This window comes from Coprococcus sp. AF19-8AC (genome assembly GCF_003603115.1).
GTDB classification, from domain to species: Bacteria; Bacillota; Clostridia; order Lachnospirales; family Lachnospiraceae; genus Coprococcus; species Coprococcus aceti.
On sequence record NZ_QTMI01000002.1, the window covers coordinates 410773 to 433787 of the forward strand.

The 23015-nt window shown below is 40.5% G+C and carries 19 protein-coding genes and 3 tRNA genes; 15 read left to right on the plus strand and 7 right to left on the minus strand.

Translation table 11 applies throughout. The features are described 5' to 3' along the window. Positions 1 to 26 precede the first annotated feature (26 nt). The 7 genes from mnmG to rpmH form a co-directional block, all read right to left on the minus strand. Positions 27 to 1907, minus strand: coding sequence for a tRNA uridine-5-carboxymethylaminomethyl(34) synthesis enzyme MnmG (gene mnmG, locus DWX57_RS06635; protein ID WP_117549926.1), 1881 nt, complete (start codon positions 1905 to 1907; stop codon positions 27 to 29). Positions 1908 to 1944: 37 nt separating this feature from the next. Then, positions 1945 to 3324, minus strand: coding sequence for a tRNA uridine-5-carboxymethylaminomethyl(34) synthesis GTPase MnmE (gene mnmE / locus DWX57_RS06640; protein WP_117549928.1), 1380 nt, complete (start codon positions 3322 to 3324; stop codon positions 1945 to 1947). A gap of 183 nt (positions 3325 to 3507) precedes the next feature. Further along, complete coding sequence (gene jag / locus DWX57_RS06645) at positions 3508 to 4134, minus strand: RNA-binding cell elongation regulator Jag/EloR (RefSeq protein ID WP_022217387.1); 627 nt, start codon at positions 4132 to 4134, stop codon at positions 3508 to 3510. Next, positions 4134 to 5471, minus strand: coding sequence for a YidC/Oxa1 family membrane protein insertase (locus DWX57_RS06650; protein WP_120123280.1), 1338 nt, complete (start codon positions 5469 to 5471; stop codon positions 4134 to 4136). Before DWX57_RS06650 ends, jag begins: the two co-directional genes overlap by 1 nt. 11 nt (positions 5472 to 5482) lie before the next feature. Next, a complete protein-coding gene (yidD, locus tag DWX57_RS06655) occupies positions 5483 to 5695 on the minus strand; it encodes a membrane protein insertion efficiency factor YidD (RefSeq protein ID WP_022217385.1) in 213 nt (70 codons plus the stop codon). A gap of 4 nt (positions 5696 to 5699) precedes the next feature. After that, positions 5700 to 6041, minus strand: a complete 342-nt coding sequence (gene rnpA, locus DWX57_RS06660; protein WP_022217384.1) for a ribonuclease P protein component — start codon at positions 6039 to 6041, stop codon at positions 5700 to 5702. A gap of 77 nt (positions 6042 to 6118) precedes the next feature. Next, on the minus strand, positions 6119 to 6253 hold the full coding sequence (rpmH, locus tag DWX57_RS06665) for a 50S ribosomal protein L34 (RefSeq protein ID WP_004852723.1): 135 nt from the start codon (positions 6251 to 6253) through the stop codon (positions 6119 to 6121). A 672-nt stretch (positions 6254 to 6925) separates the two neighbouring features. On the opposite strand from rpmH, the gene dnaA reads away from it, so the two are divergent. From dnaA to DWX57_RS06740, 15 genes are all read left to right on the plus strand, one after another. Beyond that, positions 6926 to 8293: a chromosomal replication initiator protein DnaA gene (gene dnaA / locus DWX57_RS06670; protein WP_022217383.1), complete on the plus strand. Its 1368-nt coding sequence runs from the start codon at positions 6926 to 6928 to the stop codon at positions 8291 to 8293. Between the two features lie 398 nt (positions 8294 to 8691). Then, positions 8692 to 9798 (plus strand): DNA polymerase III subunit beta, encoded by a 1107-nt coding sequence (dnaN, locus tag DWX57_RS06675; RefSeq protein WP_120123282.1) that lies wholly within the window; start codon positions 8692 to 8694, stop codon positions 9796 to 9798. 14 nt (positions 9799 to 9812) lie between these two features. Beyond that, on the plus strand, positions 9813 to 10022 hold the full coding sequence (locus DWX57_RS06680; protein ID WP_015534430.1) for an RNA-binding S4 domain-containing protein: 210 nt from the start codon (positions 9813 to 9815) through the stop codon (positions 10020 to 10022). Positions 10023 to 10054: 32 nt separating this feature from the next. Beyond that, on the plus strand, positions 10055 to 11155 hold the full coding sequence (gene recF / locus DWX57_RS06685) for a DNA replication/repair protein RecF (RefSeq protein ID WP_120123284.1): 1101 nt from the start codon (positions 10055 to 10057) through the stop codon (positions 11153 to 11155). A 2-nt stretch (positions 11156 to 11157) separates the two neighbouring features. Then, positions 11158 to 13077: a DNA topoisomerase (ATP-hydrolyzing) subunit B gene (gene gyrB / locus DWX57_RS06690; protein WP_117549934.1), complete on the plus strand. Its 1920-nt coding sequence runs from the start codon at positions 11158 to 11160 to the stop codon at positions 13075 to 13077. A gap of 60 nt (positions 13078 to 13137) precedes the next feature. Continuing rightward, positions 13138 to 15696 carry a DNA gyrase subunit A gene (gene gyrA, locus DWX57_RS06695; RefSeq protein ID WP_120123285.1) on the plus strand — a complete coding sequence of 853 codons (2559 nt, stop codon included), beginning with the start codon at positions 13138 to 13140 and terminating at the stop codon, positions 15694 to 15696. A gap of 225 nt (positions 15697 to 15921) precedes the next feature. Further along, positions 15922 to 16197, plus strand: a complete 276-nt coding sequence (locus DWX57_RS06700) for a hypothetical protein (protein WP_015534433.1) — start codon at positions 15922 to 15924, stop codon at positions 16195 to 16197. A 28-nt stretch (positions 16198 to 16225) separates the two neighbouring features. Continuing rightward, positions 16226 to 17068: a fumarate hydratase gene (locus DWX57_RS06705; protein ID WP_055145945.1), complete on the plus strand. Its 843-nt coding sequence runs from the start codon at positions 16226 to 16228 to the stop codon at positions 17066 to 17068. Between the two features lie 18 nt (positions 17069 to 17086). Further along, complete coding sequence (locus DWX57_RS06710) at positions 17087 to 17683, plus strand: Fe-S-containing hydro-lyase (protein ID WP_118017032.1); 597 nt, start codon at positions 17087 to 17089, stop codon at positions 17681 to 17683. A gap of 192 nt (positions 17684 to 17875) precedes the next feature. Continuing rightward, positions 17876 to 19144, plus strand: a complete 1269-nt coding sequence (locus DWX57_RS06715; RefSeq protein WP_118017031.1) for a fibronectin type III domain-containing protein — start codon at positions 17876 to 17878, stop codon at positions 19142 to 19144. A 174-nt stretch (positions 19145 to 19318) separates the two neighbouring features. Continuing rightward, positions 19319 to 19406 (plus strand) — tRNA-Ser (locus DWX57_RS06720). Between the two features lie 31 nt (positions 19407 to 19437). Further along, positions 19438 to 19509 (plus strand) — tRNA-Asn (locus DWX57_RS06725). A 17-nt stretch (positions 19510 to 19526) separates the two neighbouring features. Continuing rightward, a tRNA-Cys gene (locus DWX57_RS06730) sits at positions 19527 to 19597 on the plus strand. Positions 19598 to 19713: 116 nt separating this feature from the next. Beyond that, positions 19714 to 21183, plus strand: a complete 1470-nt coding sequence (locus DWX57_RS06735) for an FHA domain-containing protein (protein WP_243106182.1) — start codon at positions 19714 to 19716, stop codon at positions 21181 to 21183. A gap of 140 nt (positions 21184 to 21323) precedes the next feature. Beyond that, positions 21324 to 23015: a tetratricopeptide repeat protein gene (locus tag DWX57_RS06740; protein ID WP_120123287.1), complete on the plus strand. Its 1692-nt coding sequence runs from the start codon at positions 21324 to 21326 to the stop codon at positions 23013 to 23015.

The following is a 23015-nucleotide window of genomic DNA, read 5'->3' on the forward strand; positions in this document are numbered from 1 at the left end:
TTATTCTGAATAACTTCTATACCAGTTTAGTCTCTACCCTTCATCTTGAGATACACCAGCAATACTGATATATCAGCCGGAGAAACTCCTGATATTCTTGACGCCTGTCCAATATTTTCAGGTCTGATGAGAGACAGCTTCTGTCTGGCCTCGATCCTGAGATTTGATATATCATTATAGTCAATATCTGCCGGCAGCTTTTTCTTCTCCAGCTTCTTAAACTGATTTACCTGCTGATTCTGTCTGTCTATATATCCCTGATATTTTATGGTTATATTTATCTGTTCTATAACATCATCCGGAAGTTTGGTTCTTCCCTCATCTATTGGTTCAATCGCCTCATATGACAGTTCCGGTCTTCTTATAAGTTCTGCAAGAGATGCAGCAGTCTTAAGCCCTGTACTTCCAAGATCCTCAAGGAACTTCTGTATGGTTGAATTTGCTCCAACCATGGTGCTCTCAAGTCTCTGTATCTCATCCATTATCTGTTGTCTCTTCTTTGTAAATGCAGCATATCTCTTGTCATCTATAAGACCGATCTCATGTCCGATCTCCGTGAGTCTCAGATCAGCGTTATCCTGTCTGAGAAGAAGTCTGTACTCAGCTCTGGATGTCATCATTCTGTATGGCTCCGATGTCTCTTTTGTGACAAGATCATCTATAAGAACTCCTATATATGCCTGTGATCTGTCAAGAACCACCGCTTCCTTGCCCTGTACTTTTCTGGCAGCATTGATTCCTGCCATTATACCCTGGGCTGCAGCCTCCTCATATCCTGAACTTCCATTTATCTGGCCGGCACCAAAAAGTCCTGATACACTCTTAAACTCCAGAGAAGGTTTTAAGTTAATGGCATTTATACAATCATACTCGATGGCATAAGCATTCCTTATTATCTTTGCATTCTCCAGTCCCTTCATGCTGTGTATCATCTCATACTGAACATCCTCAGGAAGAGAGCTGCTCATTCCACCCATATACATCTCATTCGTATATTCACCCTCAGGCTCAATAAATATCTGATGTCTGGTCTTATCAGGGAATTTCGTAACCTTATCCTCAATGGAAGGGCAGTATCTTGGTCCTGTACCCTCGATCACGCCTGAAAACAGAGGTGATCTGTCTATATTATCTCTGATTATCTCATGTGTCTTCTCATTTGTGTAACAGAGCCAGCATGATATTTGATCACGTCTTATATCCGCCTCAGTATTTGTAAATGAGAATGGAACTATCTTCTCATCGCCCTTCTGTTCCTCCATCTGAGAAAAATCTATCGTTCTTTTATCCAGTCTGGCAGGGGTTCCCGTCTTGAATCTTCTTATCTCTATCCCTGCATTCTTCATGGAATCTGACAAATAATTAGCTGCCATAAGTCCATTAGGTCCGGTGTGATATACGACATCTCCGTATATACATCTAGCCTTGAGGTATGTTCCTGTACACAAAACCACAGCCTTTGCAAAATAAGTTGCTCCCGAATATGTCTTTACACCCTTAACCACATTATCCTCGATGATAATTTCCGACACCTCTGCCTGTCTCAATGTGAGATTATCTGTATTCTCAAGGGTGTGCTTCATGGTTCTGGAATAATTTGCCTTGTCTGCCTGGGCACGAAGAGAGTGAACCGCCGGACCCTTAGACGCATTGAGCATCTTTGACTGAATATACGTCTTGTCTATATTCTTGCCCATCTCTCCGCCAAGTGCATCTATTTCCCTTACCAGATGTCCCTTAGAGCTTCCTCCTACATTCGGATTACATGGCATCATGGCCACACTGTCCATACTCACTGTAAAAATAATAGTATTCAGACCAAGTCTTGCACTTGCAAGAGCTGCCTCACATCCTGCATGTCCTGCCCCCACAACTACCACATCATATTCTTCATTCAAAACAGGCATACAAATGTCCTCCTTCCAGTACCTTATATCCTGCAATCTATTTTCCCATACAGAATTCCTTAAATATCTTATCAGCCAGATCATCTCTGGCAGTTTCACCTATTATCAAACCGAGATGTTCATACGCATCCATGAGATCAATGGAGAAAAAGTCTTCCTCCATTCCCATATCTATGCTTTCTTTAACCTTTAACAGTGCATTTTTGGTGCACACAAGTTCATTTTTGTGTCGGGTATTAGTGATATAAAGCTGATCATTATATGTCAGTGTACCCTCAAAAAACATCCTGTTCAGAAGCTCATACAATTCTTCACTGCCATCACCGGTCAGTGCTGACAACTGAATTATATCTGCATCTATATATTTCTTAATATCCGATTCGTCTATCTTCTTTTCCAGATCAGATTTGTTGAGTATCACAACAACATTCTTATCCTGTATTCTGGACATGATCCTGTGATCGTTCTCATCCAGGTCAATTGAACTGTCTACCACATAGAGCACAAGATCAGCTTTATCCACAGACTCTAATGCCTTATCCACACCTATCTTCTCAACTACATCATCTGTATCTCTTATTCCCGCAGTGTCAACTATGTTCAGAGTTATACCTCTTACATTTATCACTTCACTGAGCGTATCCCTGGTTGTGCCGGCCATATCTGTTACAATCGCCCTTTCTTCGCCCACAAACATATTCATCAGCGAAGACTTACCCGCATTCGGTTTACCAACAATAACCGTATTTATTCCCTCAGACAACACTTTTCCATTGTCAAATGTTGTCAAAAGGTTATCCACACTATCTACAAGGTTATCCACAATTATTTCTAACTTTTGTGGAAAACCATCCAGACTGTAGTGTTCAGGATCATCCAAAGCAGATTCAATAAACGCCACATTGTATAGAATCTGTTCTCTCATATCAATGATCTTATCCCTAAGTCTTCCCTGAAGCTGCTCCACAGACGTTCTGGCTGCAAAGTCATTCTTTGCATTTATTATATCCATAACGGATTCTGCCTGTGACAGATCTATCCTTCCACCGAGGAATGCTCTCTTTGTAAATTCTCCAGGTTCGGCTGCCCTTGCACCACATTTTATTACCAGATCAAGTATCTTTCGGAGAACTACTATACCTCCGTGACACTGAAGTTCACACACATCCTCACATGTGTACGTATGGGGAGCCTTCATGACCAGAAGTATAGCCTCATCTATCATTCTGTCATCCTCATACACACCACCAAATGCAGCAGTGTAAGATTTCATATTTACCGCTTTTTTGTTTTTATTTGCAGCGCGGAACAACATGTCTGTTATCTCACATGCCCTGTCTCCGCTGATCCTTATTATTCCAACTCCGGCATTACTCATACCGGTGGTTATAGCTGCAATGGTATCTTCCTTGAACATATCTGTCTTACACTTTTCCTTTCACCGTGATTAAACAACCTATCTATGTAGTGTACAACATTACCAATTCATTTTCCATATAAAAAGACTAAACTGCAACAAAAAAGAGACCATTTTCTCAAATGATCTCTTTCCTGTCACCATAAAATATTGCGATGATCTTTACACGCATCAGCGTGACTATTATTTCTTCTTGAGATATACAATAACCTTACGATATGGCTCCTCGCCCTCGCTTCTGGTTGCTACATACTTGTCGTTCTGAAGAGTAGCATGGATTATTCTTCTCTCATAAGGATTCATTGGCTCAAGAGCAAATGATCTCTTTGATCTCTTAACCTTGAATGCTATATTCTTGGCAAGATTCTCAAGTGTCTCTTTTCTTCTTGCTCTGTAGTTCTCTGTATCGAGCTTAACTCTGATACGTGACTCGCTCTTCTTATTGATAGCAAGTGTTATAATATACTGAAGAGCATCTAGAGTCTGTCCACGCTTTCCAATCAAAATTCCCATCTCTGGTCCCTCAAGATTGATAGACAGAACATTCTCTTCCTCATCAAAATCCATCTGGATCTCTGTCTGGATATCCATAGCCTTGAACAGGCTGTCAAGGTACTCCTTAACATCGTCCAGGAATGTCTTCTTTTTTCTTGCCTTTATGATACAAGGCTTTGAACCTATACCAAGAAATCCCTTTGTCTCTTCGCTGATAACTTCATACTCAAGATCTGTACTAGGGACTCCAAGTTCAACACTGGCCTGCATAAGGGCTTCATCTTTGGTCTTACCTTTGAATTCTAAGAATTCCATTATTTATTTCCTCCCTTATCGTTGCTATTGTTCTGGTACTTAAGCATTATATTCGCCTTAGCTCCTATACTGCCTGGTTTATAGTTTACATTTTCTCTGCGGGTTACATCATCACTGTCAACATTCACTGAATGTGCAGGATTAACATAACTCTTAAGTCTTGAAGAAGCCATCTTATTTATATTCTCTGACTGACTGTTCTCTGTTGGAACGTTACCATTCTGAGCATCCATCATTCTCTCATAGAAAGATTTCTTATCAGGGTTCTTCTTCTTTGCCTGCTTCTTGGCAGCCTTCTCGGCACACTTTGCAAGCAGCTCATCCTTGTCCTGATGATTATAATAAGCATCAACTATAAGCTGAGATATTATCATAATAACAGAACCAACTATCCAGTAAAGACCGATAGCTATAGGAAGAGTTATACAGAATATAAGTGACATGATAGGCATGTAGTACATCATACCCTTCATCATGTTGTTGGCTGTCTGCTGATTGCTATCCATGTTGCTATTCTGTGATGACTTCATGGATATCTTTGTCTGTAAGAACTGCATGAGAGCAGAAACGATAGGAACCACCAAAGCTATTGAAAGCTTCCATCCCGGTGCATCTGCAATATTCAGTCCAAACAGGAACTGGTTCATATTGTGGAACTGATCAACATAGCTTGTGAGAGTAGCATCATTTGAAAGGTTAAAAGCACTTATCAACTTATCCCAATCACTAGTTGAAAGTTTATCAAGTACATCAATGATCTGATTCTTTGTAGGCTCATCACCTAACTGCTTCACAGCCATTGTTACTGTACTTACCTTAGACTCATTAGCTACATTAGTAATCATATTTATATAATCACTATTAGCATTTTTCAATATTCCAACTATCTCTTCATACTTTGTAGTCATTGAAGGAACATACGCAGGTATGTTCTGGATAACCCTGTACAGACCATAGAATATAGGCAGCTGTATAAGCGAAGTCAGACATCCTGATGCCATGCTGACACCATATTTCTTCTGGATCTTCTGAGTTTCCTGCTGCTGCTTCATCATTGAGTCCTGATCAGTCTTGCCTTTATATTTCTTTGTTGCCTTGGCAATCTCAGGCTGGATGAAACTCATGATCTTACTTGATCTCTGCTGCTTGAAATATAATGGGAACAGCGCTCCTCTCAGTACAAATGTGAACAAAATAACGCACACACTGAGATTGACGTATGTGAATCCCATATGGCTTCCAATAAATCCAACGAACATGTAAATCCAATTGAATATCTTACCGAGCAGCCAACAAACTGGTCCGAGTATCATACCATCTTCTCTTGTTAGAAACATAATTTTCTCCTTTATGGAACTGGATCATATCCTCCTTTAGAAAAAGGATTGCATCTAAGTATCCTCCATACTGCAAGGAGACCACCTTTTAAAACTCCATACTTTTCGATAGCCTCAATTGCATACTGCGAACAAGTAGGAAAATACTTGCAGGTAGCATGTCCCTTAAGCGGTGACAAGTACTTCCTGTAAAATTTGATTAAACCAATAAATATTTTTTTCATTTCTTTACCCTATGTGGCTTATCTTCTTTAACCCACACAAATGCATCAAAGCACTCTCAATGTCCTGACATTTCTTGTCCTTTGATGACGGTCTGGCTACTATCACTATGTCATAGCCAACATCAATATTTGCTCTGTTTAATCGGTAAGCTTCTCTAATCAATCTGGTTACCCTGTGTCTTACCACACTGTTACCAACTTTCTTACTAACAGAGATTCCGAGTCTGTTGTAATCCAAGCCGTTGCTTCTCAGATACATAACTAAATATTTATTGGCTACCGAATTCTTTGTGCTGTACACACTGCCAAACTCTCTGCTGTTTTTTAATGTAATCATCTTACTCATTGTGTAACCACCGAAACTTTGATTATTAGAAAAACTGTTGCTGTGACCCTATAAAAAAAGGTCACAACCATGTGACCTTACGCTGATAATTTCTTTCTTCCCTTAGCTCTTCTAGCGGCCAGTACCTTTCTGCCATTAGCAGTACTCATTCTCTTTCTAAAGCCATGAACCTTAGATCTCTGTCTCTTCTTAGGCTGGAATGTCATCTTCATTACAAAACACCTCCTTCTTTACAAATTTACTTGCCTATTATAAATAAATAGGTAATGTGAGTCAAGCCTTTTTTGCCGTTTTTCCTATATTTTATAAGGATTTCAGCCACTATTTGATAAAGGTGACGAATCGTTCTGGATTAATTAGGTGGATACATTAATATTAATCACAAAATGTTGTGGTTGCATAGATTAATCACATTTTTGTAAGCATTAAAATTTTGTTACCAGTCGCTTTACATAATGTTATCCACAATTTGTTGGTAACTTGTTGATAACTTTTTACTTTTGTGGGTTTAATTCTAAAAAACCCAGTATTTATCACTGTTTGTGATGTTCACAAATATAAAACAGTCATTTTTTTATATTTACATAAGTTTGAAAATAATAATTATTATGAAACTTATGTAACAAAGTTATCAACATTACATGTGGATTATACACAAATAAGATTTTTTATTAACTTTTTCATTTTTTTGCCCCTTATTCTCGTTTATTTTGATTTTACCCCCAAATACGTGTACCTAACCGTATAAGCATGTAAAATCAAAATAAAGGCAATTTATCTTGTTTTTAACCTTAATATGCTTGAAATAGGGGTGCATTTATTATAAAATGTAATAGTGTTATTAATAATAGGAAGAATTATTTTTTTGAGGAAGGTTTTTTACGATGAAGGACTTAATATTAGCCAAGTGGAATGACATTTTGAATATACTTGAAAATGAACATGGAATTTCCCATATCATGATCCATACATGGATCGAACCTCTCAAGATATATTCAGTTGAGGATAACAAGGTCTATTTCACTCTGGACGAGGATTACGGACAGAGAGGCGTAGAATTTCTCAAGAGAAAATTATTTGATATATATCTTGAAACAGTTCTCAGAGAGCTCTTTCAGGACGATTCAATTCAGGTTATATTCACACTCGAGAGTCAGATGAGAAAGGATGAAAAGTCCCCTACATATTCAGAGGACTACAACGATGCCATTGCCAAGAGCAATCTCAGACCTGACTACACATTTGAGAACTTTATTGTTGGTGAGAGTAACAAGCACGCTCACGCAACATGTCTGGCAGTTGCCGATTCACCTGGACAGGACAAGTTCAATCCACTTTTCCTGTATGGAGGATCAGGACTGGGCAAGACTCATCTTATGCAGTCCATAGCCCACTATATACTCCAGCACAATAGTAATATGAAGGTTCTCTATGTGCCATCGAACAAATTCACAAATGAGATCATAGAAGCAATCTCCAAGAATAAAACTGAAGAATTCAGGAACAAATACAGAACAGTGGATGTTCTTCTGATCGATGATATCCAGTACCTGATCGGTAAGGCAAGTACGCAGCAGGAATTCTTTGACACCTTCAACGCTCTTCATGACGAAGGTAAGCAGATAATCCTGTCGTCGGATAAGCCACCAAAGGAGATCAAGACTCTGGATGAGAGATTCAGATCAAGATTTGAGTGGGGTGTTCCTATCGACATCCACGCTCCTGATTACGAGACACGTATGGCTATCCTCAAGAACAAGGCTGAGATAAAGGGACTTACCGATATCATCAGCGAGGAGATATTTGAGTATATCGCCAACAATATAACCTACAACGTACGTGAGCTTGAGGGTGCGCTCAACAAACTCAGCGTATATTCAGAGCTCGGAGATATCAAGATCACTGAGGAACTTGCCAAGAACGTCCTCAAGGATTTCATATCCAAGGATTCCAAGGTGACCATAACACCTGAGCTCATTATCAACACGGTTTCAGAGCATACGAATATATCAGTCAGTGACATCGTATCCACGAAGAGAAGCCAGGATATAGCCACTGCCCGTCAGATATCCATGTACCTGTGCAGAAAGTACACGGACAAGGGTCTGAAGAGTATAGGAGATGCATTTGGAGGAAAGGATCATTCCACCGTGCACAGCAATATACAGAAGGTTGAAGATAAGATTGAGAAGGATCCGGAATTTGCTGAGATGGTTGACGTCATAATCAAGAAGCTTAATCCACAAAAATAGCAAGTTATCCACATTTTTATCTTATAAACTCACTTATTTGTTTATAACCTTACAAACATAACGTGATTGTATATTGTTATTTGATGTTTGTTACATGTTGTTATGTGTTTGAGAATTGTTCTTACTCCTGATGAACAGGATTTTTCCATGTTGGTAAATGGTCAGTTTATGAACAGGTTAAAATTGATTAGTAACATGGACACATAATTCTCAAAGCCTTGATTTGTAAGGGCTTGATACACTTTCAACATTATCAAAAGCACTACTACTGATACTACTAATTATCTTAATATATTTATAGTTAAGCGCTCGCACTGTTTGTTGTTATTTGAAGTTATACACACATATCATATTTTGATGATCATTAAATTTGGACATGAAAGGAGATCATACTTAAAATGAAAATTTCCATAAGAAAATCTAACTTACTTCAGGGTATAAATATCGTATCAAAGGCTGTCTCCAACAAGACGACCCATCCGATACTGTCTTGTATCCTGGTTGAAGCTGCAGCCGGTGTTATCAAGCTCACAGCTAATGACATGGAGATAGGAATAGAAAGTTATGTTGACGGTACTGTTATAGAGGATGGAAAGGTTGCACTCGAGGCAAAGCTTTTCTCAGATTTCATAAGAAAGCTTCCTGACAGCGACATAACTATAGAGAGTGATAAGGACAGCAAGACACTTATCAAGTGTGAGAGACTTGAGTTCAACATACCTGGAAAGTCAGGAGAGGATTTCTCCAATCTTCCTGTTGTATCAAAGGATAAGTTTATAACCATATCCCAGTTTGCACTGAGAGAGGTTATCAATCAGACAATATTCTCTATATCAGACAATGAGAACAACAAGCTTATGACCGGTGAGTTATTTGAGGTATCAAACAATAAGCTCAGCGTGGTTTCTCTGGATGGACACAGAATATCTATCAGATATATAGAGCTCAAGGGAGATAATTCAGATATTAAGGTAGTAGTTCCTGGAAAATCTCTCAGTGATATAAGCAAGATCATGAGTGGTGGAGTAGATGATCCTGTAAATATTTATTTCACTGACAACAATATATTATTTGAGTTTGACAATACAAAGGTTGTTTCAAGACTGATAGAGGGCGAGTATTTCAGAATAAGCCACATGCTCTCAGTTGATTATCAGATCAAGATGAAGATAAACAAGAGAGAGTTCCTTGACAGTTTGGACAGAGCAACTCTTCTTATAAAGGATTCAGACAAGAAGCCTATCAGACTCAGCATTGATGACAGAACTCTCGGTCTCAAGATCAGTTCTCTCATCGGTTCTCTGAATGAGGAGATAGATATTGAGAAGGAAGGTAACAACCTTGTTATAGGATTTAATCCAAAGCTTATAATAGATGCACTCAGAGTAATAGACGATGAGAATGTAACTATTTATTTCAACAATACAAAATCTCCATGTGTTATCAAGGATGATGCAGAGACATATATCTACCTTATCCTTCCTATGGGAATCAACGAAGAGTAAGAAGAGGTGAGAATATGGAGATAATCAAGTTAAGAGATGAGTTCATAAAGCTTGGACAGGCGCTTAAGGCTGCCGGTCTGGTGGAGTCAGGAGTTGACGCAAAGGAGGTCATAGTTCAGGGACTGGTTGTGGTTAACGGTGAGATAGAGACCAGACGTGGAAGAAAGCTTTATGATGGTGATGAAGTAGAATTTGATGGTGATAAGATAAGTATTCAGAAATAATTGTGGTCGCCATCTTGCAGATGGTGAAGGTTATGTATATAGAGTCGATAGAGCTGAGTAATTACAGAAATTACAGTAATGTAAAAGTAGAATTTGGAAAAAATACGAATATCCTGTACGGCGATAACGCCCAGGGCAAGACAAATATACTTGAATCCATATACATGGCAGCGACTACGAAGTCACACAGAAAAAATACGCAGGATAAAGATATCATAAAGATAGGTGAAGATGAGAGCCATATAAGATTATTTGTCAACAAGAAAGAAATATCGCACAAGATAGATATGCATCTTCGAAAGAGCAAAAATAAGGGAGTGGCGATCGATGGCATACCCATAAGGAGGGCCACGGAATTATATGGTCTTCTCAATGTCATATTCTTTTCACCTGAAGATCTGACTATCATTAAAAATGGACCAGCCGAGAGGAGAAGGTTCATGGATCTTGAATTGTGTCAGATAAGCAGATTGTATTATCAGAATCTGGCATCATATAACAGGATACTCAATCAGCGAAATAATCTGTTAAAGCAGATTTATCATAACAGAAGTCTCATGGATACACTGGATGTGTGGAATATGCAGCTTGTGGACTATGGGTCGAGGATAATAAAAGAGAGAAGAAATTTTATCGACATGATGAATGAGATAATTGGGGAGATCCACAGTCATCTCACATCGGGCAAAGAAAAGCTAGAGATAGTGTACGAGTGCAATGTCGATGAAGATAAATTCGATGAGACACTTCAGGAAAAGACTGAGATGGATATCAGATATTCAAGTACACAGTCTGGTCCACACAGAGATGATATAAGTTTTCTCATAAATGGAATAGACGCCAGAAAATATGGTTCACAGGGACAGCAGAGAACAGTTGCCCTGTCACTCAAGATGGCGGAGATAAAACTTGTAAAAAGGATAATCAATGATAATCCGATATTGCTTCTGGACGATGTCATGAGCGAGCTGGACACCAGCAGACGTGATGCATTGATAGAAGAGATAAAAGATATACAGACTATCATAACCTGTACGGGATATGATGATTTTGTTAAAGAGCAGGTAATAATCAACAATGTTTATAGCGTGGTAGAGGGAACGGCCACCAGAGTAAGAACGGAGGAAGCATGACAATGGAAAATGATAATTATGGAGCTGAACAGATACAGGTTCTGGAGGGACTGGAAGCAGTCAGAAAGAGACCTGGTATGTACATAGGAAGTACATCCTCCACTGGACTTCACCATCTTGTATATGAGATAGTTGATAATTCTGTAGATGAGGCTCTGGCAGGATATTGTACCCACATTCAGGTGTATATAAATGAGGATAACTCCATCACCGTAGTGGATGATGGACGAGGAATTCCTGTTGGAATACATAAAAAGCAGGGAATACCTGCTGTTGAGGTGGTATTTACCATACTTCATGCCGGCGGAAAGTTCGGCGGTGGAGGATATAAGGTATCCGGAGGACTTCACGGTGTTGGTGCATCAGTTGTAAATGCACTTTCAACATGGCTTGAAGTCGAGATTACCAGAGATGGCAAGGTGTACAAGCAGAGATATGAGAAGGGCAAGGTTATGTACAAGCTTCAGGTTATAGGTGAAGCACCTGAGGGAGTATCAGGAACAAAGGTTACATTCCTGCCGGATCATACAATATTTGAAGATAACATATACGATTACGATATACTGAGAAACAGACTTCGTGAGATGGCATTTCTTACAAAGGGCCTGAAGATAAGTCTTACAGACAAGAGACTTATTCCTGAGAAGGTAAGATCATTCCACTATGAGGGTGGTATAAAGGAGTTTGTAACATATCTGAACAGACACAGAGATCCTCTGTACAATGAGGTAATCTACTGTGAGGGAGTCAGAGATGGAATAAGTGTTGAGGTGGCACTTCAGCACAATGATTCATACAATGAATCCACATACAGCTTTGTAAATAACATCAACACACCTGAGGGTGGAACACATCTGACAGGATTTAAGTCAGCCATAACAAAGGTGTTCAATGATTATGCAAGAAAGAATAATATTATCAAGGATAAGGATGACAATCTCTCGGGTGATGATCTGAGAGAGGGACTTGCAGCCATCGTATCTATCAAGATAAGTGATCCTCAGTTCGAGGGTCAGACAAAGCAGAAGCTTGGTAATTCAGAGGCAAGACCTGCAGTTGAGAGTGTTGTAACTGAGCAGCTTACATATTATCTTGAGCAGAATCCGCAGATTGCTAAGATAATTGTGAATAAAGCGGCTGTTGCACAGAGAGCCAGAATAGCTGCAAGAAAGGCAAGGGATGTTGCAAGGAAGGCAAATCTTTCAGACAACATGGCACTTCCTGGAAAGCTTGCGGATTGTTCAGACAAGGATCCAAAGAACTGTGAGATATACATAGTCGAGGGAGATTCCGCCGGTGGTTCAGCTAAGACAGCGAGATCAAGAGCAACACAGGCCATACTTCCACTCAGAGGTAAGATCCTTAATGTTGAGAAGGCAAGAATAGACAGAATCCTTGGAAATGAAGAGATCAAAGCCATGATCACCGCATTTGGAACAGGTATCCATGAGAACTTCAATATAGAGAAGCTCAGATATAACAAGATCATCATCATGACCGATGCCGATGTGGATGGAGCTCATATAGCAACTCTTCTCCTCACATTCTTCTACAGATTCATGCCTGATCTTATCAGAAAGGGTCATGTATATCTGGCACAGCCACCACTTTACAAGCTGGAGAAGAACAAGAAGGTATGGTATGCGTACAGTGATGATGAGCTGAACAGTATACTTGATGAAGTCGGAAGAGATCAGAACAACAAGATACAGCGATACAAGGGACTTGGAGAGATGGATGCAGAACAGCTCTGGGAGACAACCATGGATCCAGAAAAACGAATTCTTCTCAGAGTGGCAATTGATGATGACGATGAGTCAGAGATCGATATGACATTCAATGTACTTATGGGAGATAAGGTTGAACCACGTCGTGAGTTTATAGAGACAAATGCCAAGTATGTAAAGAATCTCGATATATAGTATATTGATTAAATAAATGTGACAAAACATAACCAATATCGAGAGAAAGGAAATCAAAAAATGGATGACGATAAGATTTTTGATAAAATAGATGAAGTTGGTCTGAAAAAAACGATGGAGCGTTCATACATAGATTATGCCATGAGCGTTATAGCAGCCAGAGCCCTTCCTGATGTAAGAGATGGACTCAAGCCTGTTCAGAGAAGAATACTTCACTCTATGATAGAACTTAACAATGGACCGGACAAGCCACATCGTAAATGTGCGCGTATCGTCGGTGATACAATGGGTAAATATCATCCACATGGAGACAGTTCAATATACGAGGCACTTGTAAAGCTGGCTCAGGAGTGGAATACCAGATATCCACTTGTGGATGGACATGGAAACTTTGGATCAGTCGATGGTGACCATGCCGCTGCCATGCGATATACAGAGGCAAGACTTTCCAAGATATCCATGGAAATGATGGCAGATATAAACAAAGATACAGTTGATTTCACACCTAACTTTGATGGTACAGAGAAAGAACCTGTGGTACTACCATCACGTTATCCTAATCTATTGGTGAATGGTACATCAGGTATCGCAGTAGGTATGGCTACCAATATTCCACCACATAATTTAAAGGAAACTATCGATGCAGCCATAAAGATCATCGATAACAGAGTGGAAGAAGGACGTGAGACAGAGATAGATGAGATCATGGACATAGTAAAGGGTCCGGATTTTCCTACAGGCGCACAGATACTGGGCAGACAGGGAATAAACGATGCATATAGAACAGGTCGAGGCAAGATAAAAGTACGTGCAATCACAGAAATCGAAACAATGAACAACGGAAAACACCGCATTGTTGTAACCGAACTACCATATATGGTAAATAAATCACTTCTTATAAAGAATATGGTCGATCTTGTCAAGAACAAGAGAATCGATGGAATCACAGATATAAGAGATGAGTCTTCAAGAGAGGGAATGAGAGTTGTCATTGAGCTTAGAAAGGATGTCAATGCCAACGTAATACTCAACCAGCTCTTCAAGCACACACAGCTCCAGGATACATTTGGATGTATCATGCTGGCTCTGGTGGATGGAGTACCTAAGATACTCAACATCAAGGACATGCTCACATACTACCTGAAGCATCAGGAGGATGTTGTCACAAGAAGAACAAAGTATGATCTGAACAAGGCTGAGGAGAGAGCCCACATATTACAGGGTTATCTCATAGCACTGGACAACATAGATGAGGTCATCACGATCATCAGAAATTCAAAGAATGTTGGAGAGGCTAAGGCAAAGCTGATCGAAAGATTTGGACTTTCCGAGGCACAGGCCGGAGCAATCGTTGATATGAGACTCCGTGCTCTGACAGGTCTGGAAAGAGAGAAGATCGAGAACGAGTACAATGAGCTTATTGCGAAGATAGCTGAGTACAAGGAGATACTTGCAGATGAGAATAAGCTTCTCGGAGTTATCAAGACTGAGCTTGCAGCGATAGCTGACAAGTACGGTGATGAGAGAAGAACATCCATAACTGCATATTCAGATGATATAACAGATGAGGAGCTTATCAAGAGAGAAGAGATAGTTATCTCCATGACAAAGCTCGGATATATCAAGAGAATGCCAAAGGATACCTTCAAGGTACAGAACAGAGGCGGCAAGGGTATCAAGGGAATGAACACCATCGACAACGATATAATCGATGAGATATTCCTTACTAATACCCACAACTTCATAATGTTCTTCACCAATATGGGAAGAGTATACAGAATGAAGGGATACGAGATACCTGAGTCGGGACGTAATGCAAGGGGTGTTGCGATAGTCAACCTTCTTCAGCTTCTTCCTGGTGAGAAGGTAACAGCCATAATTCCTATAGCCGGATTTGACAAGAAGTATCTCATGATGGCTACAAAGAATGGTATTGTAAAGAAGACCAAGATAGAGGCATTTGAGAATATAAGAAAGACCGGTCTGGCAGCCATAACACTGAATGAGGGAGATGAACTCATAGAGGTTAAGGCAACGAGCGGTGAGAATGATGTATTTCTTGTAACTGCCAAGGGTATGTGTATCAGATTCAATGAGGAATGTGTCCGTGATACAGGACGTACATCCATGGGTGTACGTGGAATAAGATGCGACAAGGGCGATGAAGTTATAGCAATGCAGCTTGATGTTCAGGGCGACGAGATGCTCTTCGTAACCACAAAGGGTATGGGTAAGAGAACTGAACTGTCAGAATTTGCCCCTCAGATGAGAGGCGGTAAGGGTGTCAAATGTTACAGGATAACCGAGAAGACCGGTGACATCGTCAGCGCAAAGGCCGTGACAAATGACCATGACATTATGATGATGACCAATGAGGGAATCATGATCAGAATGCATTGTTCAGATATAACTGTAATAGGAAGAATAACCTCAGGTGTCAAGCTTATGAATATCGGCAAGGATGGCAACACATTTGTGGCATCTGTTGCAAAGCTTGCAAGAAGTGATGAAGATGAAGAGGCAGAGGACTCAGAGAATCCAGAATCAGCAGAAAATGAAGTATCAGAGATTGTAGAGAACGATACGGAGAATGATGCCGAGAGTAATTCAGAGGAGTAATTATAATTACAAATAAAGATAGATGTACTGTGTTGTAATATGCAAGACAGTACATCTTTTTTTATGTCCATGGATGTTTACAGATTGTGTGCAAATAGCCGTTATGATATACTTATCTTGGATTACACATTGGGAGAAAATAATCCTGAACGCAGGATTTTGAAGGTTATTATAAAGAGATTGGAATTATGGGAAGATACAACAAAATTATTGGGGGTAAAAGGCATGACGGCGAATGTGATACAGGTGGTGGCATCGGCAGCTACAACGGCTGCATCTACGGTTACAGAGGCAACAACGGAAGGAAAACTGGACAAGATATTTCAGAGCTCCGAGAAGGCGTCTGAACTTTCTTACAGTATAATGAACATCATATATATATTGGCGGCGATGATCATAGTTGTTGCGATATTTACAGTGGTGTTATACATATACAAATTCATCATGAACAGGAGAGATCCAAACTACAAAAAGAACGATGATACGTTCCTAGATGATTAAAGCAAATTTATAAAATGGCGGTGAAGAGATGAGAGTTATTGCAGCAGAAGAGATTACCAGAAATGTAAGGGAGATGTGCATCGAAGCAAATGTAAATCTGTCTGAGGATATGGAGAAGGCGGTCAGGGATTCAGTAGAATCTGAGGACAGTCCGCTCGGAAAACAGATACTTGGACAGTTATGTGAGAATCTGGATATAGCAAAGGAGAATGATATTCCTATCTGTCAGGATACGGGAATGGCTGTTTTCTTTGTGAATGTTGGACAGGATGTACATATAGAAGGAATGAACATAACTGATGCCATAAACGAAGGTGTGAGACAGGGATACACTGACGGATACCTGAGAAAATCAGTGGTAAAGGATCCTCTTATCAGAGAAAATACAAAGGACAATACCCCGGCAATCATACATTATGATATAGTTCCGGGAGATAAAATAGAGATAACTATAGCTCCAAAGGGATTTGGAAGCGAGAATATGAGCAAGGTGTACATGCTCAAGCCGGCAGATGGAGAAGAGGGTGTGAAAGCTGCTGTTCTTCAGGCTGTAAAGGATGCAGGACCAAATGCATGTCCTCCCGTATTTGTAGGTGTGGGTCTTGGAGGAGACTTTGAGCTCGCTGCGAAGCTTGCAAAGAAGGCTCTTACAAGAAAGGTCGGAGTTCACTCAGACAGAGAGCATATAGCAAGGATAGAGAGTGAGCTTCTGGAGATGATCAACAACACTGGAATAGGACCTGGCGGTCTTGGAGGAAAGACCACGGCACTGGCTGTGAACATAGAGACATATGCCACTCACATAGCCGGAATGCCATTGGCAGTTAATATGTGCTGTCATGTGAACAGACACGTTACGAGAGTATTATAGGAGGAGGTTAGGTTCATCATGGATAGACATATAAAGGCACCATTTGACAGAGAAGAGGTAAAGACCCTCAAGGCAGGGGATTATGTATATATAGATGGAATAGTGTACAGTGCCAGGGATGCCGCACACAAGAGAATGTATGATGCCATCATGGAATCAGGATGCGTGGACGCCAGTGGAACTGAGTTATACGAGAAGGGCATAGTTCCTATAGACCTTAACGGCAATGTGATATATTATCTCGGACCGACACCGGCAAAGCCTGGACAGGTCATAGGATCGGCGGGACCGACAACCAGCAGCAGAATGGACAAATACACTCCACTCATTCTCAGCAAGGGCCTGTGTGGAATGATAGGAAAGGGAAAGAGAAGCCCGGAGGTTATACAGGCAATAATAGACAACAAGGCTGTGTATCTGGCAGCCGTTGGCGGTGCAGGAGCGCTTCTCTCCAAATGTATCAAGAAATCCGAGGTGATCGCATACGATGATCTCGGAACAGAGGCTATAAGGAAGATGACAGTGGAGAATTTCCCAGCTATTGTGGTTATAGATTCAGAGGGACACAACCTGTATGAAACAGCGGTAAAGGATTATCTTGAGCAGAATAAATAATACAGGAATAAAATAAAAAGTATACAGAATCTCAACAATGAATTAGCAAAAATGCACAAAATAATTGTTGAATATTACAGTCACAATAATGTTGACTAAAATATATTAAACTTGTAAACTTTTAATATGAGTTAGTCTCATATTAAATTAATTGTTGTATTAACAAGGGAAAGAAGAAAAAGGAGAGATTTAATGAAAAGAGAAAAAGTTTTCAACAGATCGTTATTGATCCTTGCAATCATGTCAATCATGCTCTTTGCAATGACAATAACAGCATCGGCTGCAAGTGCAGTTACAGGACTTGAACAGTCAGGTGATAGTAACACAAGTGTAGAAGTAAAATGGAATGCTAATAATTCTATAGGTGAAAGATACAGATTGGCCTATGATACATCAAGAACAGGTAGTTTCAGTAATACTACATACACTACAAGTGATACAAAATTAAGAATTTATGGACTTCAGACTGGTTGTACATACTATGTAAAGGTTCAGACAATGGTGGGTAATAAAGTTGCTGCAGAGACGAGTCCAATTCAGGTAGTTACAAGCCCTAATTATGTTGATTACAAGTCGATAAAGCAGACTTCAGGTACAAAGAACAAGATTGGTTTATCATGGAATAGTGTATCAGGAGTATCAGGATATTTAGTTGCTAAATATGATGGAACTAAATTAAACGAAAAAGCATCATTTACTGTTAAGACTAATAAAGCAACTATATCAGCTCAGGCTGGAAATCATTATAATGGATATAGGATAATTACATATAAAATATCAGAGTCAGGTTATGTTGCATTATCTGATTATTATGCATCAACAGGTACACTCTATGCTGCGGCTGTAAATCCACAGTATCTTGCAGATGCAAAGGCGGGAACACTTGTATGGAAGCCTGCTACGAAAGGAAATGTAATAACAATCGGATGGAAGCCAAATCCAAACTATGATCGTCCATCAGGATATCAGGTTCAGATTTATTCTATCGATGGTAAGAAGAGATTATATACAACAAAGGTTACAACAAAGAGAGAGATAACAATCAACAATGCCAAGCTTCGTAAGGCAATCAACAACAGAGGATTTAAGGTTAGAATTCGTTCATACCAGGAGGCTAATGGCGGTGTAAAGTGCTGGAGTGACTGGTCAGCATTTAAGACAATAGTACCTCAGGCATGTATCAAGACCGGTAAGGCAGTAAGCAATTCAGCCGCAAAGGTTTACTGGAAGAAGGTAGCAAATGCCAAGTACTATGTTGTATACTACAGAAAGAATACAAGATCATCAAAGTGGACAAAGAAGAAAGTAAGCGCTAAGACTACATCATATGTAATAAGAGGTCTTAAGAAGTACCAGACATTCGAGGTATATACAATTCCTGTTGTCAAGGTAGGCGGTAAGACATACAGAGGTTCTCAGTGTGAGCGTTACGCAGCATACATAAGAACAGTATACTATTAAAATATGGTTATATAGTAAGAGAGGGCGGATACAAAAAAGTATCCGCCTTTTTGTCGTTTTTTGGCTTATTATTTTCTTGTAAAAACTCCTTGACATTCACTGCCAGGTTTGGTATTATAAACAAGCGTCAAAAATTAAATACTCTTTGGTAGGAGATTTTTATTTAGGCATTTTGCAGAAGTACTCAAGTGGCTGAAGAGGCGCCCCTGCTAAGGGTGTAGGCCGTTTGCGCGGCGCGAGGGTTCAAATCCCTCCTTCTGCGTTTCCTTTTTGGGAGATGCTTATGACGTTATTCCTCGATAGCTCAATGGTAGAGCACTCGGCTGTTAACCGAGGGGTTGTAGGTTCGAGCCCTACTCGGGGAGCTTTAATTAAATAATATGGTGCGATAGCCAAGTGGTAAGGCCCCGGTCTGCAACACCGTCATCGCCGGTTCAAATCCGGCTCGCACCTCTCAAGCGGAAGATATATGTAATATATATCTTCCTTTTTTTGTAACCTTGAATATGCTTTTTTTGTCTGTTATACTGTAGAGGTATATTGGCTATTGAAATAGTAGGAGGTGGGGTATGACTCAAATTTTAAAAGATTCAATAAAAATTGAATACAAACTTGATCAGGTTACTCCTATTAGCAAATATGAAATGAATGCCTATAATGTGCCTTTTGCAGGCAACACAAGCATGTGCAGGGAAGTGTTTGTTAAGGGGGAAAGAAAACTTGAATTCTCAATAGATGGGGATATGAGTCTTAGTCAGATAATGCAGAAACCGGTTTTCAGGGATGAACTGGTGGAATACATATTCAGCATAAGCAAGCAGCTTGTGTCAGTCATACAGAATGGACTAGCACCCGAGAAGGTAGTGTGGGATACGAATTATATGTATGTGAGATTTAGTGACTTCTCCATACAGCTTCTGTATCTTCCATTTGAAAGCAAATTTGACAAGAAGGACATTGGGGAGTTCGTGAAGAGCATCTTGTCAGGATTTGTCTATGCACACACACCAGCCATAGAATGTGCTAACCAGATAGTTGATTATTTCAACGATCACAGGGAGTTTGATGCATTTCATTTCAATGAATTCGTGTCAGATCTCAGAGCATCAAGTCAGCTCCTTATAATACAGGGTGAAAAGGGCAAGAGTAAGGTACTCACTTCAAATGACAATAATAAAGAGTTTGCAATCCACAAAGCCGAGGAGGCAGCCAGAAAGGCTGAAGAGGCAAGAATGCAGGCCGAGAATGAGGTAAAGAGACAGATAGAGGAAGCAAAGTATCAGGCGGAAGTTGCCAGACAGGCAGAGGAGACCCGTATGAAGGCCGAGGCGGCAAGGGTCGAAGCCGAGATATGGAGACAGAAGGTCACTGCTGAGGCAAAGGATTATGAGCAGACAGCGGTACTCACAGCTCAGGATATGTACTCATATCAGGGCAATTCCGATGACAGTGAGAGGCTTAAGGCTGAAGAAATGTTCAGGAATGCCGAGGAGGAGCGAATCAGGGCAGAGAAGGTTTCATCGCAGTATGCAGATGAGATAAGACGTGCCAGAGAGCAGGAGATGCATGCTGAGGAGGCTAGAATGCAGGCAGAATTTGCAGCCCGCAAGAATGCTGAGGAGGCTAAGAGACAGGCAGGCCTTGCAAAGCTCAAGGCGGAGGAAGCCAAGAGACTCAGCGAGCAGCCGGATGAGGAGCCACCTACAACACTGTTCAGCAACAGAACACTTGTCACAGGCAGCAAGCCGACCCTCACCAGAAAGACTACGGGTGAGAGCGTTCAGATTAATAAACAGGTATTCTGTATTGGCAAGGCTGATCAGGGTGTTGACTATAAGGTAACAGGAAACAAGTCTATAAGTAGAAGACATGCCTATATCACCAGTATCAATGGAACACATTATCTGAGAGATAACAACTCAACAAACCATACATTCCTGAACGGAACTCAGGTGTACAGCAATGTTGATGTGGCTATCCCTGATAACAGTGTGATAAGGCTTTCAAATGAGGAGTTCATATTCAGGATAAATTCTTAAATATGAAGTTCGATAAATGTAATAAATCAGGTTGATCCGTAAGGGATGTGTCAAGTTTTCTATGAAAACTTGACATGTAGCTCCAGCCATTTGCCGAAGGCAAATTTTGCATGGCTGGAGTTCAAGATGGAGGAAGAGATATGTATTGTGATAATTGTGGTTGTGAATTGGGGGAGAACGTAAGAAAGTGTCCTGTCTGTGGAAAAGAATTTCCTTTGATAGAGCCGGAAGTTGACGACAGCACAACTGTGCTTACAAGTGAGCCGGACGTCGATGAGGACGATGACAGCACAACTGTCCTGACAGGCGGAACACAGGGCATGCCTCAGATGATGCAGCAGCCACAGGGTAATCCTGTGCCACCGCAGCAGCCTCAGATGGGAATGCCACAACCTCAGATAATGCCACAGGAAGGCGCCGATATAATGATAAAGAAAAAGGGCGAGAAGAAGGGTATGAGCAAGGGTGCAAAGGCCGCACTCATAGCTATACCAGTGGCTATCGTCATCGCTATAGGCGTCTTTGCATTTATATTTGTTCCAAAGTTTAGAAAGTATAACGAGGCCAACGACCTCATGGACCAGGGAAAGGTTGAAGAGGCCGTGACACTGTATAAGGATCTTGGAAAATTCAAGGATTCCTATACAAAGGCAAACGGAGACGCTTATTATGAGTATGCCGAGGGTCTTGAAAAAGAAGGCAAGAACCTTGAGGCGGCTGAATATTATAAGAAGTCAGGCAACAGCAGAAAGGCTGCAGAGAACTACAGCAAGTCATCTGACGGTGACGAGGAGAGTTTCAGCAGCGATGACGCATTTGATAAGGCTTATCAGTGTTATTACAATGCGGGAATGGATCAGATGAATGCGGCATCCTACGATGCAGCCATAGATGCATTCAACAATGCAGGCTCATACAAGGATGCATCGGACAAGGTTATCGAGTGTACATATAAGAAAGCGGAGGCACTTATAACAGCCAAGAAGTACGATGACGCCATCAGTATTCTGTCAACCATAGAGGAGTACAGCGATTCCCAGACTCTTCTTGCAAAGTGCTATTACAACAAGGCATCAGAGCTGCTCGACAGCGGCAAATATGACGATGCGTATGATATGTACATGAAGTCAGAGTTTGATGACTACAAGAACAAGGCCAGTGAGTGTACATACAAGAAGGCAGAGCAGTATTACAAGAACAAGGATTACGAGAATGCCATCAAGAGCTATGATAAGGTGGACAAGGATTACAAGGACTGTGTAGCTGAGAAAGACAAGTGTTATCAGGCACTTGGAGCCCAGGCATACAAGGACAAGGAATACAAGAAGTCAGTTGATTACTATGAGAAGGTAGTCAAGACTGATGTGTCCAAGAAGATAGCAAATGGAAAGCTTGCATTTGCAAATGCAAATAAGAACGCAGCCAATGAGACTACAATGACGTATCTCGGAGAACTCAGATACGACGGCAACGAGAAGGCTCAGAAGCTGTATTCAGAGCTTGTGAAGTGGAATATAGAATCATTTGTAAACAGCAGTGAAAAAGATCTTGATAAGGGATCTAACAGCATCAAGACAAAGGATGGATCAGATATATATATTCATACGTCATTTGGATTTGACGGTGATGACTCTATGAAGATATCGGGATACGTTGTGTATGCGGATGGAAACAAGTCTGACGCCATAACATTCTCAGATCCTGTGGTTGACGGCTGGTCAACATGGGTCAAGATATCAGGTGACAGCGCACCTAAGGGTGTAACATATCTGTATCTTCAGAACGAGACGACCAAGAAGATCATAGAGGTATATCCGTTCACAATAAAGTAA

What these genes read in the sequence shown, in the direction of transcription:
- mnmG (WP_117549926.1), bottom strand. Translation starts at nt 1,907, where the DNA reads ATGCCTGTTTTGAATGAAGAATATGATGTGGTAGTTGTGGGGGCAGGA.
- mnmE (WP_117549928.1), bottom strand. Translation starts at nt 3,324, where the DNA reads ATGTTCAAGGAAGATACCATTGCAGCTATAACCACCGGTATGAGTAAT.
- jag (WP_022217387.1), bottom strand. Translation starts at nt 4,134, where the DNA reads ATGGAATTCTTAGAATTCAAAGGTAAGACCAAAGATGAAGCCCTTATG.
- DWX57_RS06650 (WP_120123280.1), bottom strand. Translation starts at nt 5,471, where the DNA reads ATGTTTCTAACAAGAGAAGATGGTATGATACTCGGACCAGTTTGTTGG.
- yidD (WP_022217385.1), bottom strand. Translation starts at nt 5,695, where the DNA reads ATGAAAAAAATATTTATTGGTTTAATCAAATTTTACAGGAAGTACTTG.
- rnpA (WP_022217384.1), bottom strand. Translation starts at nt 6,041, where the DNA reads ATGAGTAAGATGATTACATTAAAAAACAGCAGAGAGTTTGGCAGTGTG.
- rpmH (WP_004852723.1), bottom strand. Translation starts at nt 6,253, where the DNA reads ATGAAGATGACATTCCAGCCTAAGAAGAGACAGAGATCTAAGGTTCAT.
- dnaA (WP_022217383.1), top strand. Translation starts at nt 6,926, where the DNA reads ATGAAGGACTTAATATTAGCCAAGTGGAATGACATTTTGAATATACTT.
- dnaN (WP_120123282.1), top strand. Translation starts at nt 8,692, where the DNA reads ATGAAAATTTCCATAAGAAAATCTAACTTACTTCAGGGTATAAATATC.
- DWX57_RS06680 (WP_015534430.1), top strand. Translation starts at nt 9,813, where the DNA reads ATGGAGATAATCAAGTTAAGAGATGAGTTCATAAAGCTTGGACAGGCG.
- recF (WP_120123284.1), top strand. Translation starts at nt 10,055, where the DNA reads ATGTATATAGAGTCGATAGAGCTGAGTAATTACAGAAATTACAGTAAT.
- gyrB (WP_117549934.1), top strand. Translation starts at nt 11,158, where the DNA reads ATGGAAAATGATAATTATGGAGCTGAACAGATACAGGTTCTGGAGGGA.
- gyrA (WP_120123285.1), top strand. Translation starts at nt 13,138, where the DNA reads ATGGATGACGATAAGATTTTTGATAAAATAGATGAAGTTGGTCTGAAA.
- DWX57_RS06700 (WP_015534433.1), top strand. Translation starts at nt 15,922, where the DNA reads ATGACGGCGAATGTGATACAGGTGGTGGCATCGGCAGCTACAACGGCT.
- DWX57_RS06705 (WP_055145945.1), top strand. Translation starts at nt 16,226, where the DNA reads ATGAGAGTTATTGCAGCAGAAGAGATTACCAGAAATGTAAGGGAGATG.
- DWX57_RS06710 (WP_118017032.1), top strand. Translation starts at nt 17,087, where the DNA reads ATGGATAGACATATAAAGGCACCATTTGACAGAGAAGAGGTAAAGACC.
- DWX57_RS06715 (WP_118017031.1), top strand. Translation starts at nt 17,876, where the DNA reads ATGAAAAGAGAAAAAGTTTTCAACAGATCGTTATTGATCCTTGCAATC.
- DWX57_RS06735 (WP_243106182.1), top strand. Translation starts at nt 19,714, where the DNA reads ATGACTCAAATTTTAAAAGATTCAATAAAAATTGAATACAAACTTGAT.
- DWX57_RS06740 (WP_120123287.1), top strand. Translation starts at nt 21,324, where the DNA reads ATGTATTGTGATAATTGTGGTTGTGAATTGGGGGAGAACGTAAGAAAG.